Raw genomic sequence first — 16,245 nt, 5'->3', positions numbered from 1 at the left:
GACAGACAATAGTAGTCTGGCTACATGTAGATCAATCAGGTATTACCCGGAGGGTCAGGTCAGGTGCCCCAGGGGTGCGACCGCGATGCCGGCCCGCTCGCAGACCCAGTGCGGATCCGGGCCCAGCTCCGGCTCGATCCGGAGCTCGTGGTCGTGGAGGTCGTCGCAGGCGGTGCAGCGCGGCCAGCGGACCCCGGAGTCGACCAGGCGATCCTGCACGTCCTGCGCGACCAGGCCGGCGATGTGCTCGGCGCCGTCGGGCCACTGGTCCAGCCACCACTGACGACCGGCCACGGCGTCCTCCAGCAGCGACACCATCACGGCGTCGTCGAAGCCCCGCGCGCCGAGGTCGTGCAGCACCATCGCCCGCGCGGTCAGTAACACCCCTGGCTCGTTCATCGCCCTTCAGAGTGCCAGACAACACCGACAAAACCCCACGCCCGATCGGGCGTGGGGTTTGTCGAGGACCTCGCAGTTGTCAGCTGACGGTGCAGGTCGGGTCGATGCGGTTGGCGAGGCGCAGCTCGCGTTCCGCGGCGGAGCGCAGTACGGCGCTGAGCCGGGCGCGGATCGCGAGCGGGCGGCGGGGCTCGTCGTACTCCTCCTGGGGAGCGTTCGGAAGAGCGGACTGGGCCAGGTTGCGGGCGTTCTCGACCGCGGTGTTGCCGGGGATGAAGTACGTCATGGTGCTGCTCCCTCCTGAGAGCGTGGTTGATCAGCCCGGGAACCGGTCGGTCCCAGGTGGTGTGTGTGGATTTGTCAGCGCTTCGGAGCCGGCCCGCTGCTGGAGCGGACGATCAGCTGCGTCGGCATCAGTACTTGGCGCTCGGTGGCCGACGGATCGAGCAGGATCCGTCCGACCGCGCGTCCTTTGTCCTTGATCGGCTGGCGGACCGTGGTCAGCCCGGCAGCCTCCGCGGCCGGGATGTCGTCGAACCCGGCCAGGGTCAGATCGCGACCCGGGGTCAGTCCCCGGACCTTCATCGCTTCCATCACGCCGAGCGCCTGGACGTCGCTCAGCCCGACGATCGCGGTGGGGCGGTCCTGTGAGTCGAGCACGTACTCCGCGCCGCGCACTCCGGATGCGAACGCGTTGTGCCCGCCCGAGACGATGCGCAGCCGCGCGTCCGGCATCGCCTTCTGCAGTCCCTGGATCCGCAGCTCGCAGTCGGTGTACCCGACCTCGTCGGGCGACAGTTCGACCGGACGGCCGCCGGCCGCCTCGGCGTTGTCGACCAGGACGACGACGTCGCGGTGACCGAGCCGGGCCAGGTGCTCACCCAGTTGCGCGGCCGCCTCGACCTCGTCGATCGCTACCCAGGACAGGTCCGGATGGTCGCCCCGATCGGTCGAGACGGCCGGGATCCCGCGGTTGGCGAGGATGTCCAGCGCCGGGTGACCGCCCGGCACGCAGAAGATCGCCGCCGCGTCGATGGCCGCCTGCTGTACTGCGTTGCTGCCGCCGGCGATGTCGGTCGAACTGAGCGGCATCAGCAGCAGGCTGGTGGCGAACTCCTCCGCGACCTCGGCGAGCCCGGCCAGGAAACCGACCGCGTACGGGTCCGAGAAGGCGTAGGCCAGCTTGTCCGTGAACAGCACCCCGACCGCGCCGGCCTTCCCGCTGCGCAGGGCCCGGGCCGAGGCGTCCGGCCCGGCGTACCCGAGCTCGTGGGCGGTGGCCAGGATCCGCTCGCGGAGCGCGGTGGAGAGCTGGTCGGGCTTGTTGTACGCGTTCGAGACGGTCGACGGTGACACGCCGACGGCCTTCGCCACGGTCTTCAGCGTCACGCCTGCCATCTCGGGTCCACCTCTTCTGCATCGTTCTACTAAATCGATCTAGAAAAACGATACAGAAGGTCTTCGGAGAGTGCAACAGCAATATGGGAGATGATGGCCCCCATGGGTTCGTTGCTGGAGATCATCGCGCTGCATCCGGCGGACGCGGAGGCGGCGCAGGAGGGTGGGGCGGACCGGCTGGAGCTGTGCGCCTCGATGGAGGCGGACGGGTTGTGCCCGTCGGTGTCGACGGTCAGTGCGATCCGCCGCGTCACCGATCTGCCGCTGCGGGTCATGCTGCGGCTGGAGAACTCGTTCACCACCAACGGCGCCGAGCTGAACCGGCTGACCGCCATGGCGCAGTCCTACCTGTCAGCCGGTGCGGATGGGTTCGTGCTGGGCTTCCTGACACCCGACAACCAGGTTGATGTCGAGTCGGTGACCGCACTGACCAGCACCTTCACGGGTACGCCGTGGACGTTCCACCGCGCCATCGATGCCGTGCTCGAGCAGCAGCGGGCGTGGACTGCACTGCGCACCCTGCCGGGTCTGGACTGCGTGCTGACGGCCGGCTCGTCGATCGGTGTCAGCCACGGGCTGGACGACCTGTGCAAGCTCGCGAAGGAGGACTCCGCCGTGGCCGGCGTGATGATGGCCGGGGGCGGTCTCCAGCCGGAGCATGTCCCGTGGCTGTTCCAGAGCGGCGTACGCCGGTTCCACGTCGGTACGTCGGTGCGCCAGGACGGCTCGTGGACGAAGGCCTACGTGAACTCCCGGTTCGTGCGTTCATGGCGCAATCTGCTCGACGCGCAGGACGCCCGCGAATGATCCTGATCGACCCACCCGCGTGGCCGGCGTGGAACAGAGTCTGGTCCCACCTGGTCAGCGACGAGTCCTACGAGGAGCTCCACGCCTTCGCGAAGGCCGCCGGCATCCCCTCCCGGGGCTTCGACCGCGACCACTACGACGTACCCAGCGACCGGTACGACGACCTGGTCGCCGCCGGCGCAGTACCGGTGTCCAGCCGCGAGCTCGTCCGCCGGATCACCGCCGCCGGGCTCCGCCACAGAAAACGGCCCCCGACCGGATAGATCGGGGGCCGTTGTTCAGTCGAGCAGTTCGGTCACGGTGCCGGCGGCTACGGTGTGGCCGCCTTCGCGGACCGCGAAGCCGAGGCCGACGTTCATCGCGATCGGCTTCTCCAGCTCCACGCCGAGGTCGATCGTGTCGCCGGGCATCACCAGGGTGATCTCACCGAGGTCGATGCCGCCGGACACGTCCGTCGTACGGAAGTAGAACTGCGGGCGGTAGTCCGCGGCGAACGGGGTGTGCCGGCCGCCTTCCGCCGTGGACAGCGCGTGCAGGGTCGCCCGGAACTTCCGGTGCGGCTGCACACTGCCCGGCAACGCCACCACCTGGCCGCGACGGACCTCGTCGCGCTTCACGCCACGCAGCAGCACCGCCGCGTTGTCGCCCGCGTCCGCGGACTCCAGCGACTTGCCGAACGTCTCCATGCCGATCGCTGTGCTCACGACGGTCGGACCGAGGCCGACGACCTCCACCGCGTCGCCCAGCTTGAGCGAACCGCGCTCGACAGCACCGGTGACGACCGTCCCGCGTCCACTGATCGTGTACACGTTCTCGATCGGCATCAGGAACGGCTGCCCGAGCTCACGGTCCGGGACCGGTACGTAGGTGTCGACCGCGTCCAGCAGCTCGCCGATCGCGGCGGTCCACTTCGAGTCGCCTTCCAGCGCCTTCAGACCGGACACGCGCACGACCGGTACGTCGTCACCCGGGAAGCCGTACTCCGACAGGAGCTCACGGACCTCCAGCTCGACCAGGTCGAGCAGCTCGGGGTCGTCGACGGTGTCGGCCTTGTTCAGCGCGACCACCAGGTACGGCACACCCACCCGGCGCGCGAGCAGCACGTGCTCCCGCGTCTGCGGCATGGCGCCGTCCTGCGCGGACACGACCAGAATCGCGGCGTCCACCTGCGCGGCGCCGGTGATCATGTTCTTCACGTAGTCGGCGTGCCCGGGCATGTCGACGTGCGCGTAGTGGCGGGTCGCGGTCTCGTACTCGACGTGCGAGATGTTGATCGTGATCCCGCGCTGGATCTCCTCCGGCGCACGGTCGATGCCGTCGAAGGCGATGAAGCGGTTGACACTCGGGTCGCGCTCCGCGAGCACCTTGGTGATCGCGGCGGTCAGCGTGGTCTTGCCGTGGTCGACGTGACCCATCGTGCCGATGTTGAGGTGCGGCTTGGTCCGCACGAACTGGCTCTTGGCCATGAGTATGTCCTTGTATGTCAGAGGATTCGGTGAGAGCCAGGACCCTCCGGCAAGCCCTCCAGTGCTGTCACCACACGGAGGGGGCCGGTGAGAGCCACCCTCCTCCGCGGGTCCTGCTCAGCAGGAGGAGGGTCAGCTTCGAGTGCCGGTGGCTGAATCGACTGACAATGCCCACGCGGGAGCACCCGTCAGGCCGGTGCCTGACAGGTTGTGCTCGAGAACCACGCGGAACATGGGCATCACGGTATTCAACAACCGTGCCCGCGGCAAAGTAATTCCCTAGTTGAGCGCGAAGAGCCGGGTGCCGTCGGAGAAGACGGGACGCGCGGCGGCCACCGTTACGGCCGGCTTGTTGCAGGTGACCTCTTCGGACTTCGCGACCGGCTGGGCGTTCACACTCGGCAGGATCGGTCGTGGCTGGACGCCGGTGGTGCCGATCATGACGGGGGAGCAGCTGCCGTTCGGCTGCGGCATCAGAGTCACCACGCGCCCGTCGGGCAGCAGTCCGAACCCGTTCCGCGGGTACTCCGGTTGCTGCAGCTTCGGCGGCACCTGGAGCAGGTGGTGCCACTGCGGCGTGCCGTCGGCAGGGCTCGACGACGACACGTCGTACGTCTGCGGTTGGCCTGGGTCGTTGCCGGTGCGGCAGGTGATGAGTACGAGCGATGCGTGGGTCGCGGCCAGTTGTGCGTCGCATGACGACGAGCCGAGCCGCGGGCGTGGTGTCCCCGGCACGGGCGTGGTCCAGATGATGCGGCCCTCACCGACGTCGACGCTCCACTGGTACAGCGTCCCGCCGGCCGCGCCGGTCCAGATCAGCCCGGACACCTCACGGGTGTCCGGTACGGAGACCAGGTCCCCGACCCAGGTGGACGGGTCCAGCTCCGCGCTCAGGTCGATCCGTGCGCCGAGATCAACCTCCCAGCGCTGAGCGCCGGTCTTGAGATCCAGCCCGCGTACGACGGCGCTGTTGCCGGCACAGGCGTCCACGACAACCGCCTGGTCGCCGACGAGCTCGCCCTGGGTCACGTTGCAGCGCACCTGCGCCCGCCAGTGCGTCGGGTTGCTCACGCCGTGCGCTACGACGTACTTGCCTTCAGCCACGAGCAGCTGGTTCTCGTCGACCGCCAGCGCCGTACCGTCGGTGTGTACTTCGGTCAGCACCTTCCCGCTCACCGCATCCAACACGGCGTACGTCGGCAGGTCGATGCCCGCGGGTTCGCGGTACTCCGAGTGTGGGAGATGCGCTGCGATCGTCCTGGTATCTGCCGACACCAGCAGGCCCTTCGCGCCACTCGACGCGGCGTCCTGTACGTCGGCCCGCGAGTAGCGCCAGCGGATCTGACCGGTGGCCGCGTCGGACATCACCACACCGTCCGACCGCAGTTCGGCAACTCCACCCGCAGTACCTGTGATCGCACCGGTCGCGGGGACCTCACGGCTCCACGCGAGCGTCCCGTCGAGCTGCACGGGGAGCTGGGTCGGCTCGATCGTGGTCGTCGTACTGACTGTGTTGGCGGTCTCCAGCCGGGCCTGCACGAACGGCTCGCCTGCCGACACCACGACCCACGCCAGCAGCGCGCCGCAGACAGCGGTCGCACCGACGCCCAGCCAGCGCGGAGGAGCCTGTGCGTACGGCGGAGCGAGCCGCAGCCGCCTCGCCAACGCCAACAGTGCGCCCGACAGCACCAGAGCCACGGACGCGAGCATCAGGTACGGCCAGCGCTCCGACATGGCTGCACCGGGCTGTGCGGCCGGCCACCGCCACCAGCACACGCCGATAGCGACCAGGCCGACAACGGCGAAAACAACGGCCGGAATGGTCACCAGCCGCTGCTGGGCACGCCGGAACCACGCGCAGGTCAGTGCCGCGGCCACCGCCGTACCGGCGATCGGCGCCCACACCGGGAAGCCGCCGGCGTCCGACGGGTCGGCCGGCCACTTGGCGGCAGCACCGAGGCCGCGGCCCAGGAGGACCGAGGACGCGACGACCGCACCGAGGGCAGCACCGAAGTAGATGACCGGGATCAGCCCGCCGATCGGTCGGGCCCCCCTAGGGCCCAGGGCCGCGACCTCCCGGGTCAGGTTGTCCCGGGCCGGTCGTTCCCACTCCTCATGGCCTCGCGGTGTCGCGTACAGACTCGTCTCGCTCAGGCCCTGCAGGAACGTCATCCGGCCGCGGGCGAAGTCGCGGTCCGCGATATGCGCGTACTCCTGCCGGATCCCGGCGGCGTACTCGTCGTAGCGGTGCTGCGGCAGGCTCAGGATCCGCAGGTCGGCGTCGCAGAGCACGGAGCCGTTGCGGTCGTCCGGTGCACAGTCGTGCTTCGCGGTCAGCCGGACCAGCCGGCCGATCTCCTCGACCCGCGCGGCCTCGACGCCGTACGCCGCCAGCTCGAGCTCGGCCAGCTGGGCCGAGACCTCCTCGTTCTCGCCGGGGTCGGCCTGCGGGTCGTAGATCGCGTCGTGGAACCAGGCTGCCAGCCGGACCGTGTCCGCGTCGTCGGCGTACTCGGCCAGATCGTCGATGGTCTCCAGCACCTCGGTGAGGTGGCGCTGGTCGTGATAGTGGCGATGTTGCTCTGCGTAACGAGCCAGCAGATCGTCGCCCAACGGCTGCGCGTGCGGCAGCAGGCGATTCCACTGGTCGCGCAGGTCCATGGCTAAGGAGTCTGGCACCCCGCAGGAGCCTGTACCGACCGATCCGGGGTTCCCGGATAGGGTCGTGGCCAAAGCGATATCGGCTCGTCACCTGACCGGTTCGACAGGTGCGTCCGGCATCGAATTCCACCAGTGGGATTGCGGTGCAGATCACATTTCCGGCTTGGGAGGGCTAGATGCGGTTCGGTCTGGTGGGGACGGGCGGGTGGGCGGCGCGCACGCACGCTCCGGGGCTCACGGCGGCCGCCGGGGTCGAGCTGGCCGGCGTCTGGGGGCGGCATCCGGACAAAACCGCCGCGTTCGCGGGCGAGTTCGGGCTGACGGCGTACGACGACTACGCGGAGTTACTCGAGTCCGTGGATGCGGTCGCGTTCGCCGTACCGCCGAGGGTGCAGGCGTCGATGGCGCTCGAGGCAGCGGCCGTCGGGAAGCACCTGCTGCTCGACAAGCCGGTCTCCGATTCGCTGGACGACGCCCGGGCGCTGGTCGAGGAGGCCGAAGACGAGGGCATCGCGTCGGTCGTGTTCCTCACCCAGCGGTTCGAGCCGCCGATGCGCGAGTTCTTCGCCGGTCTGGAGGCCACTGGCGGCTGGCAGGGCGGCTGGAGCCGGATGCTTGCCTCGCTGGACGCACCGGGCAACCGCTACACCAACTCGGTCTGGCGGCGCGAGCAGTGGGGATCGCTCTGGGACGTCGGCCCGCACGCGCTGTCCAACCTGGCCGCGATGCTCGGTCCGATCGGTGAGCTCACGGCTGTCGGTGGCGGCGACGGTCTGATCCACATGGTCCTCACGCACGAGTCCGGCGCGACCAGCACGGCCAGCATCACCCTGCTCGCGCCACCGTCGGGCAGCAACTTCGAGACCGGCGTCTGGGGCGAGTCCGGTACGGCGCTGCTCCCGGAGCGCACGACCCTCGCCGCTGACGCACTCAGCCTCGCCGCCGAGGAGCTGGTCGTGGCAGCCGAGTCAGGCGAGTCCCACCCGACCGACGTGGCCTTCGGCACCCGCATTGTCGAGCTACTGGCCTCCGCGCAGAAGCAGCTCAGCGCAGGGCGATGACGGTGTCCGTGCCGGACGTGAGCACCAGATTGCCCACGGCACGCGGATCCCGATTGCAGGAGATGCCTGTGGGCAGGCGGACCTGACGGAAGCCGGTCTGGCTGATCACGTTCGCGACGCAGCCGGCCGCGGCGCGACCCAGCGAGATGACGCGGCCGTCCGCGGTCACGGTGACCTTCACGCGCGGGCTGACGGGCGCCTGGGTCTGCCAAGCGGTCAGACCGGTGTTCGCGTCGATCGCGGTCACGATGGTCTTGCGGTTCTCCAGACTGCTCGGGCCGGGACAGTCGACGACGATCAGGTACTTCCCGGCAGTGTTGAGCAGCGTCCGGCACGACCAGGTCCTGGGCACTTCCCAACGCCAGCGGACGTCACCGGTCCGCGGCTCGATCGCCGTCAGCGCAGCAGGTACGTCGGAGTCCCCGCCGGGCTCGGCCACGACGACCAGACCGGCGACGACGACTGGCCGCCGGTACGTGTCCGACGTCTTCGTCCACAGCTTCTTCCCGGACTCGACGTCGAGTGCAGCCATCTCGTCAGGACGGTCGTCGCAGGTGTGGCTGACGAACGTGACTACTGTCTCGGCCGTGGCGATCGCGCCCAGGTCGGTGCAGTCGCCGGAGTCGTACGTCCAGCGTTCCTGGCCGGTCGGGTCCACGCCGTGCAGCTTGCCTGAGCGTTCGCCGGTCAGGAGGGGCTGGGACTGCTGGATGAACCGGTCCCGCGTCCGGCCGGGCCAAGCGGCCTTGCGCCGGCCGGTGTTCGCGTCGAGCAGTAGATAGCCGACGTCGGCGAACTGGGCGAGCACGTAGTCGCCGTTGCCGGTCGCGGCGATGACCGGCTTCTCGTCGGAATCGGATCGGCTGTAGCGCCAGCGCAGTTCGCCCGTGGCTGCATCGAGCATCTCGACCACACCGCTCGGCCGGGGGATCGCGATGCCGTAGCGGGTGCCGATGGCTTCTTCGGCGCCGGTGCCGGCAACCGACTCACTGACCCAGGCGACGCTGCCGTCCAGGACCGACGGCACAGCCTTGCCTGCTTGGCCCGGTGTGCCTTCGACCCGCTCGTTCGAGCCGAGCACATAGCTGCGTGACAGCGGCTGGACGATCAGCAACAACGTGAGAGCGACTGCGGCCGGTGCTGCGAGCCAGGCGAGTTGCTGGCCGAGGTTGCGTGCCGGCAGGAAGCGGGCCGTCCTGGTGCGCAGCAGCGAGGCCACCAGAGCTGCGGTGCCGGCAATCAGCAACAGCAGCAGGGCGGAGATCATCAACGGAACGCGGAGACCGACGCCGACGGCAACGTTCGTCCGGGGTGCCTGGGCCCAGGCGACGAGCAGTCCGGTGACGGCGATCGCCAGTACGGCGCCGGCGATGAGGCGGGCGCGCTGACTGGCGCTACGAGCGCAGCGGAACAGGACCGGTGCGCTGAAGAACGACAGAACTGCCAGCGCGATGGGTGGCCAGCCTGGTTCGTCTTGCGCTGCTGGGGTTTGCCAGGACGCACCAGAGGCGGCGATAGCGACTACTGCGGCAGCGATCGCGGTGAAGGTGGCTGTCGCGGTCAGTGCGGCCTGTTGCCAACCGCGCCACGGAGCAGGGAGTTCGCTGTCCAGTCCGGCCAGCTCCGACTCGAGGTTGACGCGGGCGACCGGTCCGAGTCGCTGGCGTGCCAGCTGCGTGCGGTACAGATGGCCGTCGAGCAGTTCGCGTACGTCGTCGTACCGGTGCTCGAGTGCGGCCTTGCGGTCGCCGGCGTCCCGGCGTACTTCGGCGGTGTGGACGGCGTAGCGGCTGGGGTCGGAGGCGAGGATCGCGTTGACGGCATCCAGCAGCACGTCGCCGTTCGCGTCCCGGCGGGGTGGCGCGTAGGCATCCGGCGGGGGTGCGGCGAGGTCGCCGGTCAGGCGGATCAGCCGGGCGACTTCGGCGATCCGGATCGGCGGTACGCCGTACTGCGGGAGCAGCTGCTCGGCCAACCGGGCCGACGCCTCGGCGTCCTCGGACGGTGTGCCGCCCGGCTCGTGGACAGCGCGGTGGAACCAGGCCGCGAGCCGGACACTGGTCGGGTCGGTCGAGAGCTGGATGAACGAGTCCAGTGCGGTGAGGACGATCGCGAGATACTGGTCGCGGTACGCGCGGCGGTTGCGTTCGACGTACCGTGCGACGAGCTCGTCCGCGAGCGCGGCAGAACCGGGCACCAGGTCGGCCCACTGCGCCCGAAGCTCCACCACTGCTTCAGTCTGCCAGCAGCACTTCTACAACCAGCCCTCGATCACCCCACCGGCATCTTGCGGTTGAGGTGCAGGTTCACCAGGCGTGTGCGTGTGGTTACTGCTTCGCGCCCAGGATGCCGGTGAGCAGGCCCGGGTAGAGGGCCTCGAGGTCTTCGCGGCGCAGGATGCTGATCCGGCGGGTGCCGTCGGTGTGGGTGGAGAGCACGCCGGCCTCGCGGAGCGTCTTGAGGTGGTGGGCGCGGGTGGATGCGGTAACGGGCAGCTCGATCTCGCCGCAGCAGACACCTGCCGGGTTGTCGGCCAGGGCACGGACGATCGTGAGCCGGACAGGCTCGCCCAGTGCCTGCAGAACCGCCTCGACGCGGATCTCGTCCCGCTCCGGCTGCGGGAGAACCTTTGTGGCCATGAATCCATAGTACGACGTCGGTCGAAGTTCGATGAAGATCGTAGTACGATGACGATCGAACTAGTGAACCTCTCCCCGGAAGGCCTTCGATGTCCGCACGGATCTACCTGCTCGGCGCCGGTGCGTTCGCGGTCGGCACCAGCGCGTACGTCGTGTCCGGTGTGCTCCCCGACGTGAGCTCCGAGCTGCATGTCTCGCTGACTGCCGCGGGCCAGCTCGCCACCGCGTTCTCCCTGTCCTATGCGATCGGTGCGCCGATCCTGGCCACGCTGACCGGCCGGTGGGAGCGCCGTACGCTCCTGATCGCCGCACTGGTGCTGGCCGCGCTCGGCAACCTGATCGCTGCGCTGGCCGTCAACTACCCGATCCTGATCGCCGGCCGGGTCGTGGCCGCGCTCGGCGCTGCTATGTACACGCCGGCGGCCACTCTGTTCGCCACGAGTCTGATGCGACCGGAGGAGCGCGGTAGGGCCGTCGCCATCGTGTTCGGCGGTCTGACGTTCGCGCTGGTGCTCGGCGTACCGGCCGGCACCTTCCTCGGCCCGAGCCTCGGTTACAAGGGCGTCTTCGCGCTGATCACCGCAGTCGCCGTGCTGGTGGCGATCGTCGAGCGGGCAGCGCTGCCCACGATCGACGCACCTCCGGCGGTCGGTCTGCGCGAGCGCTTCGCCGGTGTAGCCGACCGTCGCGTTCAGATCATCCTGGCGATCACAGTCCTCGCAGTGCTCGCCGCATTCAGCGTCTACATCTACATCGTCCCGTTGCTGAAGCACGCTGCCGGTCTGACCGGCAACGCCACCAGCCTGCTGCTCCTGCTGTACGGCGTGGGCGCGGTGATCGGGAACTTCCTCGGCGGACGGGTCACCGACCGCTTCGGCAGTCTCCGGACCCTGGCCGTTCTGATGATCGGCATCACCGCCCTCCTCGCGACCCTGGATGTCACGCTGACGACGGAGGTGGGTGCCGCTGCCGCCCTGCTGGTCTGGGGCATGTTCACGTGGTCCTTCAACCCACCGATCCAGAACCTGTTGCTGGAGCTCGGCGGCGGTCTGCTGATCTCGCTCAACGCCTCCGCGATCTACCTGGGCGCCGGACTGTCGGCGGTAGTCGGCGGACTGGTCATCCAGTCGCTCGGCGTCAGCTATCTGCCGGTGCTGGCGACCGCACTGTCGCTGGTCGTGCTCGGCCTGGTCTACGCGCTTTGGCGTGACTCCGCGCTGCAGCGGGTCGAGGAGCTCGAGCGCGAGGAGGACATCTACGTCACAGCCGCTGTCGACTGACACGGCCCTGCGGTAGGGCAGGCTTCTGCCCATGCGTCTGCTTGCCGGTGTGCTGTTGCTCGCCTCCACTCTGACGGGCTCCAGCGATCCGGCGGCAGTGGTCGACGGCTGGAAGACCTCGCCGGTGTACGTCGATCCGTCGCAACGGTCGCTGGTACCGGACAAGGACGCCGCCGAGCTGGCTGATCGGGTGAACGGGCGCGACCCGGCGATTCGCATCGCGGTCGTGCCCGCCGCCGTACTCGGGGCCGGCGACCAGAGCGCTGCAGCTCATAGGTACGTCGACCAACTGGTCGATCGTCAGCAGGCGGACGGCATCTACCTGGTGGTGTTCGGCGGCGCGATCAGCTGGGGGAGTGCGGTCGGTGTGGACACCCCGATCGCGGAGATCCTCACCGACGAGCTGGGCAAGCACAGCCGCTCCGATCCGGTCGGCATGCTCAACGGCGTGCTCGACCAACTGGACATACCGAAGACGTCGTCGGGCCCGGGATGGTTATGGGCTGGGGTGGGCGTCCTGGTGATGCTCGCGGCTGCTCTGTTCCTCGCCCGCTCGATACGTTCGATGTCGCGCAAGAAGGACCAAGGACCTGCGCTCTACCGGCCGTCGTACGAGGTGCTGCCGGACGAGGTGGACACCGTCGACGAGCGGCGTTCGGCTGCGCGTGAGGACGTCACGCGGTTCGGTGAGGAACTGGATGCTGCGGACGTGCGTCTGGACGGCCATGACATCACTGACACTGCGGCAGATGTGCAGGCGGCGATGGATGCGTACGCCGACGCCGGTCGCGTTGTCGACGGTGAGCCGGACGACGACAAGCTGCGCGAGGTCCGGGCCACGGTCGAGTACGGCCGTTGGCGACTGGCCTGTGCGCAGGCGAAGGTCGCCGGCACACCTGCTCCGGCGCGCAGAGCCGCGTGCTTCTTCGACCCCAGCCACGGCACGTCCGTGACCGACTGGATGTACACGCCACCCGGCGGCAGGCCACGGGAAGTCCCGGTCTGTAGTGCCTGCCGCGACCGCCTCTCGGGAGGATCACGATGAAACGTCTGCTCGGTGTGTTCGCCATCATCGCGCTGTCGGCCCTGCCCGCAGTGCCGGCACACGCGGCCACGGACCCTGACGCCTACATGAACACCGTGGCCAGTCACCTGGGCGACGCCGGTGTCTGGGTCGACCCGGACGTGAAGGAGCTGACCAGCAGCGAGGTCGCGGAGCTCGACGCCGCTGCCAAGGATGCGTCCGCGCCGATCCGGATCGCCGTCATTCCTGCGTCGAAGATCAACACGTCGGACAGCGGGTACTACGTGAACCTCGCCTGGGAGGGTGAGGAGATCGCGGACCAGTTGTACGACCGGGTCGGCGTCGAGGGCGTGTACGGCGTACTCGTCGACGCGAAGTCGGAGTCCGCGGGACGCGGGTTCCACGCCGTCCAACGGGCCGACCATGGACCGACGTACTTCGTCGGCGACGCTGTGGACCAGGCGGTCGACTGCTGCGCGCCGGAGTACGAGCCGATGCTGGAGCGGTTCATCCAGCGCGCACAGGTGGTGAACAAGCCGTTCTACGTCGACGCGGCGCCGTACGCCGGTGGCCTGGCCGGGGTGATCGGGCTCTGGTACGGCCTGACCGCGTGGGGTGCTCGCAGGACGCGACGCAAGGACGAGAAGGCTCACCTCGGCGTCAGCAAGCCGCTGCTCGACGAGGAGATCATCGCGCTCTCGCAACAGGTCTCCGCGCTTCCGACGGTGTCCGACCCGCAACAGTCCCTCCTGTCGAAGGACGTGCTCGACACGGTCGAGAAGGCGCGGCACCGGCTGGACGAGGCCAAGGGTGACAAGGACATCGAGGCAGTCACCACACTGCTCGGCTCCGCCCGCTACGGGCTCGTGTGCCTGGACGCGGTAAGGGCCGGCAAGCCGATCCCGGAGCCGACCGCGCCCTGCTTCTTCGACCCGCGGCACGGACCGAGCACGGACCAGATCGAGTGGAAGCCGGAGGACGGAGCTGCGCGTGCTGTCGACGTCTGCGCCGCCTGCAAGCAACGCGACGAGGCCGGTGAGGAGCCGCAGATCCGGATGGTGAAGGGCTGGCAGCTCTCGACGCCGTACTGGGAGCACGCCGAGGACCTCGCCGCGTACGTCGACGGCTACTGGTCGCAGGGTGACGGGCGGGTGTGGTGGTTCCCGGACTCCGACTTCCGGCGCCGCAGCGAGGAGATGCGGTCGCGCTGGCGGGCCCGTCGGCCAGGTGCGCGCTTCAGCCGGTTCAGCTCGGACGTCGGCAGTTCGGTCGGCGACTGGGCAGCCTCGTCGAGCAGCAGCTCGGGGGACGACAGCGGGAGCAGCTGGTACAGCGGCTCGAGCCAGCGGAGCTCCTGGTCCTCCCGGACCCGCTCCAGCGGTGGCGGTTCGTCCCGGCGCTCGTCGCGCCGATCGGGCGGCTCACGAGGCTTCTAGCACCACGGGCAGGTCTTCGTTGTGCACCACGACCAGTGAGGTCACGGCACGGGTCAAGCAGACGTAGAGCCGGCGGAGACCGGTCCGCTCGTCGGCCTCACCGGCCACGATGCCGGCCGGCTCCACCAGTACGACATGGTCGAACTCGAGACCCTTGGCCAGCGACGCCGGTACGACGTCCAGGTGGGCGTCCACGTCGTCTTCGTCGCCAAGGACCGAGAAGGCGATGCCGTGCAGCGCCTTCCGGGTCGCTGGCACCAGTGCGTCCGGCACGATCAGTCCGATCGACCCGAGCCGCTCAGACACCTCCCGTACGGCGGTGACCGCGGCGGCGAGGCTGTCCGGTACGCGGGAGATCGTGAGCTCACCACGCGCCCGTCGTACCGCTGTCGGGGGCTTGAGGTGCGGTGCGATCGTCGGGAGGAGGCGGGCGGCGTACTCGATCACCTGGCCGGGGACGCGGAAACCAGCGGTCAGCTCCTCGGTGTGGGCGCCCGTCTTGCCCAGGTGCTTCAACGCCTCGTCCCAGGACGGCGTGGCCCACGGCGTGGTGCCCTGCGCGATGTCACCGAGGACAGTCATCGAACCGGTCGAGCAGCGTCGTCCGACTGCGCGCAGCTGCATCGCGGAGAGGTCCTGGGCCTCGTCCAGTACGACGTGGCCGAGTGACGGCGTGCGGTCGACCAGATCGGCGATCTCGTCGATCAGAGTGGCATCGGCGACGGACCACTTGGCCGCACCGGCGGACCGAGGGACCTTGTCCCAGAGCAGCATCGCCTGCTCGTCCGGGGTGAGGATGCCGTCGGCGTGCTCGGCCAGCAGCTCCGGGTCGGTGAAGAGGCGGAACAGCAGCTTCGCCGGGTCGACGGCCGGCCAGAGTGCCTCGGCGTACTGCTTGACCGGTCGGCTCCGCGCCACCGAGTCCTGCACGCGGTCGTCGGGGGAGTCGCCGGCCGCCTCCATGCGCAGCAGCACCGCGTGGGCCAGTCGCTGGGGCAGCATCGCCCGGCCGGCGCCGTACCGGATGCCTCGGTTGCGCAGCTCGGTGATCAGCTCCTCCGCCTGGTACGCCGCGACGCGCCAGCGGTGCGCTCCACGTGGGACGACCAGCGAATCCTTGGGCAGGTCGACGTTCGCCCAGACCGCTCGGTGGAGTACTTCGGCCATCCGCGCGTCGCCCTTGAGTACGTCGACCAGCGCAGGCCCCGGCCCCGCGATCTTCACCCGCGCGACGAGCTCCTCGACGGTGGTCTGCTTCGCCTCGATCTCACCCAATGCCGGGAGGACGTCGCCGATGTAGCGCAGGAAGCTCGCGTTCGGACCGACGACGAGCACGCCGGCCCGACTGAGCTGGTCCCGGTACGCATAGAGCAGGTACGCCGCCCTGTGCAGGCCGACCGCGGTCTTACCGGTGCCGGGCGCTCCCTGCACGCAGATGGTGTCGTCGACACCGGCCCGGACGATCACGTCCTGCTCCGGCTGGATGGTCGCCACGATGTCGCGCATCGGGCCGGAACGCGGCCGCTCGATCTCGGCGTCCAGGATGTTGCTGTGCTGCTCGACCTGCCCGGTCGCGGTCAGGTCCTCGTCTTCGAACGCCGTCATCTCGCCGTGCGTGAAGCCGAACCGGCGGCGTACCCCCACGCCCATCGGCTCGGTCTTGCTGGCCCGGTAGAACGGCACCGAGATGTCTGCTCGCCAGTCCACGACCAGCGGCTCGCCCAACTCGTCGTTCACGTGTCGGCGGCCGATATGGAACGTCTCGTCGGTCGGCTCGATGTAGTCCAGCCGCCCGAAGAACAGCGGGACGTCCGGGTCGTCCTCCAGTTCCTTCATCCGCCGGAAGATCGCGGCCATCAGGAACTCCTGGTTGACCCGGTCCGCGCTGTGGACCTCCAGTGCGCCGGTCTTCTCCCGCATGACCGCCAGCGCGGCTCGGGAGTTCTTGAGGTAGTCCTTCTCGGCCTGGAGGGTGTCGGACGTATCGGGGGGCATGCGGAAACCTCCGGCAGCAGTGGGGGAGCAGGGGCTGTGTCGGCTCGTCCCCTGCCTACTGCGCGGCGCTCGGCGGGCA

14 protein-coding genes are annotated in these 16,245 nt (G+C 69.2%); 6 read left to right on the top strand and 8 right to left on the bottom strand.

Translation table 11 applies throughout. The annotated features are described in order from the left end of the window. Positions 1-54: 54 nt before the first annotated feature. The 3 genes from ABT313_RS26155 to ABT313_RS26145 form a co-directional block, all read right to left on the bottom strand. A complete protein-coding gene (locus ABT313_RS26155) occupies positions 55-399 on the bottom strand; it encodes a DUF8819 family protein (protein WP_350859068.1) in 345 nt (114 codons plus the stop codon). Positions 400-478: 79 nt separating this feature from the next. Beyond that, entirely contained in the window at positions 479-685 is a 207-nt protein-coding gene (locus tag ABT313_RS26150) for a hypothetical protein (RefSeq protein ID WP_350859065.1), read from the bottom strand. A gap of 74 nt (positions 686-759) precedes the next feature. Beyond that, positions 760-1,797, bottom strand: a complete 1,038-nt coding sequence (locus ABT313_RS26145; RefSeq protein WP_350859061.1) for a LacI family DNA-binding transcriptional regulator — start codon at positions 1,795-1,797, stop codon at positions 760-762. A 102-nt stretch (positions 1,798-1,899) separates the two neighbouring features. Between ABT313_RS26145 and ABT313_RS26140 the strand changes: the two genes are divergently transcribed. Together ABT313_RS26140 and ABT313_RS26135 are read left to right on the top strand one after the other, a co-directional pair. Continuing rightward, on the top strand, positions 1,900-2,604 hold the full coding sequence (locus ABT313_RS26140; protein ID WP_350859058.1) for a copper homeostasis protein CutC: 705 nt from the start codon (positions 1,900-1,902) through the stop codon (positions 2,602-2,604). Beyond that, positions 2,601-2,867, top strand: a complete 267-nt coding sequence (locus tag ABT313_RS26135; protein WP_350859055.1) for a DUF4031 domain-containing protein — start codon at positions 2,601-2,603, stop codon at positions 2,865-2,867. Before ABT313_RS26140 ends, ABT313_RS26135 begins: the two co-directional genes overlap by 4 nt. Before the next feature lie 15 nt (positions 2,868-2,882). Here the strand turns inward: ABT313_RS26135 and tuf are convergent, their stop codons facing one another. Both tuf and ABT313_RS26125 read right to left on the bottom strand, forming a co-directional pair. Continuing rightward, a complete protein-coding gene (gene tuf / locus ABT313_RS26130) occupies positions 2,883-4,070 on the bottom strand; it encodes an elongation factor Tu (RefSeq protein ID WP_350859052.1) in 1,188 nt (395 codons plus the stop codon). 279 nt (positions 4,071-4,349) lie between these two features. Next, positions 4,350-6,731, bottom strand: coding sequence for an outer membrane protein assembly factor BamB family protein (locus tag ABT313_RS26125; RefSeq protein WP_350859050.1), 2,382 nt, complete (start codon positions 6,729-6,731; stop codon positions 4,350-4,352). 176 nt (positions 6,732-6,907) lie between these two features. Between ABT313_RS26125 and ABT313_RS26120 the strand changes: the two genes are divergently transcribed. Then, entirely contained in the window at positions 6,908-7,792 is an 885-nt protein-coding gene (locus ABT313_RS26120) for a Gfo/Idh/MocA family protein (protein ID WP_350859047.1), read from the top strand. Here ABT313_RS26120 and ABT313_RS26115 read toward each other — a convergent pair. Next, positions 7,776-10,022 (bottom strand): outer membrane protein assembly factor BamB family protein, encoded by a 2,247-nt coding sequence (locus ABT313_RS26115; RefSeq protein WP_350859045.1) that lies wholly within the window; start codon positions 10,020-10,022, stop codon positions 7,776-7,778. The genes ABT313_RS26120 and ABT313_RS26115 overlap by 17 nt on opposite strands. A gap of 97 nt (positions 10,023-10,119) precedes the next feature. Further along, entirely contained in the window at positions 10,120-10,431 is a 312-nt protein-coding gene (locus ABT313_RS26110) for an ArsR/SmtB family transcription factor (RefSeq protein WP_350859042.1), read from the bottom strand. Positions 10,432-10,520: 89 nt separating this feature from the next. On the opposite strand from ABT313_RS26110, the gene ABT313_RS26105 reads away from it, so the two are divergent. The 3 genes from ABT313_RS26105 to ABT313_RS26095 are packed head-to-tail and all read left to right on the top strand — an operon-like array spanning position 10,521 to position 14,171. After that, entirely contained in the window at positions 10,521-11,711 is a 1,191-nt protein-coding gene (locus tag ABT313_RS26105; protein WP_350859039.1) for an MFS transporter, read from the top strand. A gap of 31 nt (positions 11,712-11,742) precedes the next feature. After that, positions 11,743-12,756 carry a hypothetical protein gene (locus ABT313_RS26100; RefSeq protein ID WP_350859036.1) on the top strand — a complete coding sequence of 338 codons (1,014 nt, stop codon included), beginning with the start codon at positions 11,743-11,745 and terminating at the stop codon, positions 12,754-12,756. After that, a complete protein-coding gene (locus ABT313_RS26095) occupies positions 12,753-14,171 on the top strand; it encodes a hypothetical protein (protein WP_350859034.1) in 1,419 nt (472 codons plus the stop codon). The genes ABT313_RS26100 and ABT313_RS26095 overlap by 4 nt, the downstream gene beginning before the upstream one ends. Here the strand turns inward: ABT313_RS26095 and ABT313_RS26090 are convergent. Then, positions 14,157-16,166, bottom strand: coding sequence for a HelD family protein (locus ABT313_RS26090; protein WP_350859031.1), 2,010 nt, complete (start codon positions 16,164-16,166; stop codon positions 14,157-14,159). The genes ABT313_RS26095 and ABT313_RS26090 overlap by 15 nt on opposite strands. Positions 16,167-16,245 lie beyond the last annotated feature (79 nt).

Origin of the sequence: Kribbella sp. NPDC000426 (assembly GCF_040300265.1) — a bacterium.
Lineage (GTDB): Bacteria > Actinomycetota > Actinomycetes > Propionibacteriales > Kribbellaceae > Kribbella.
This window is presented reverse-complemented; position numbering and strand designations above follow the sequence as displayed.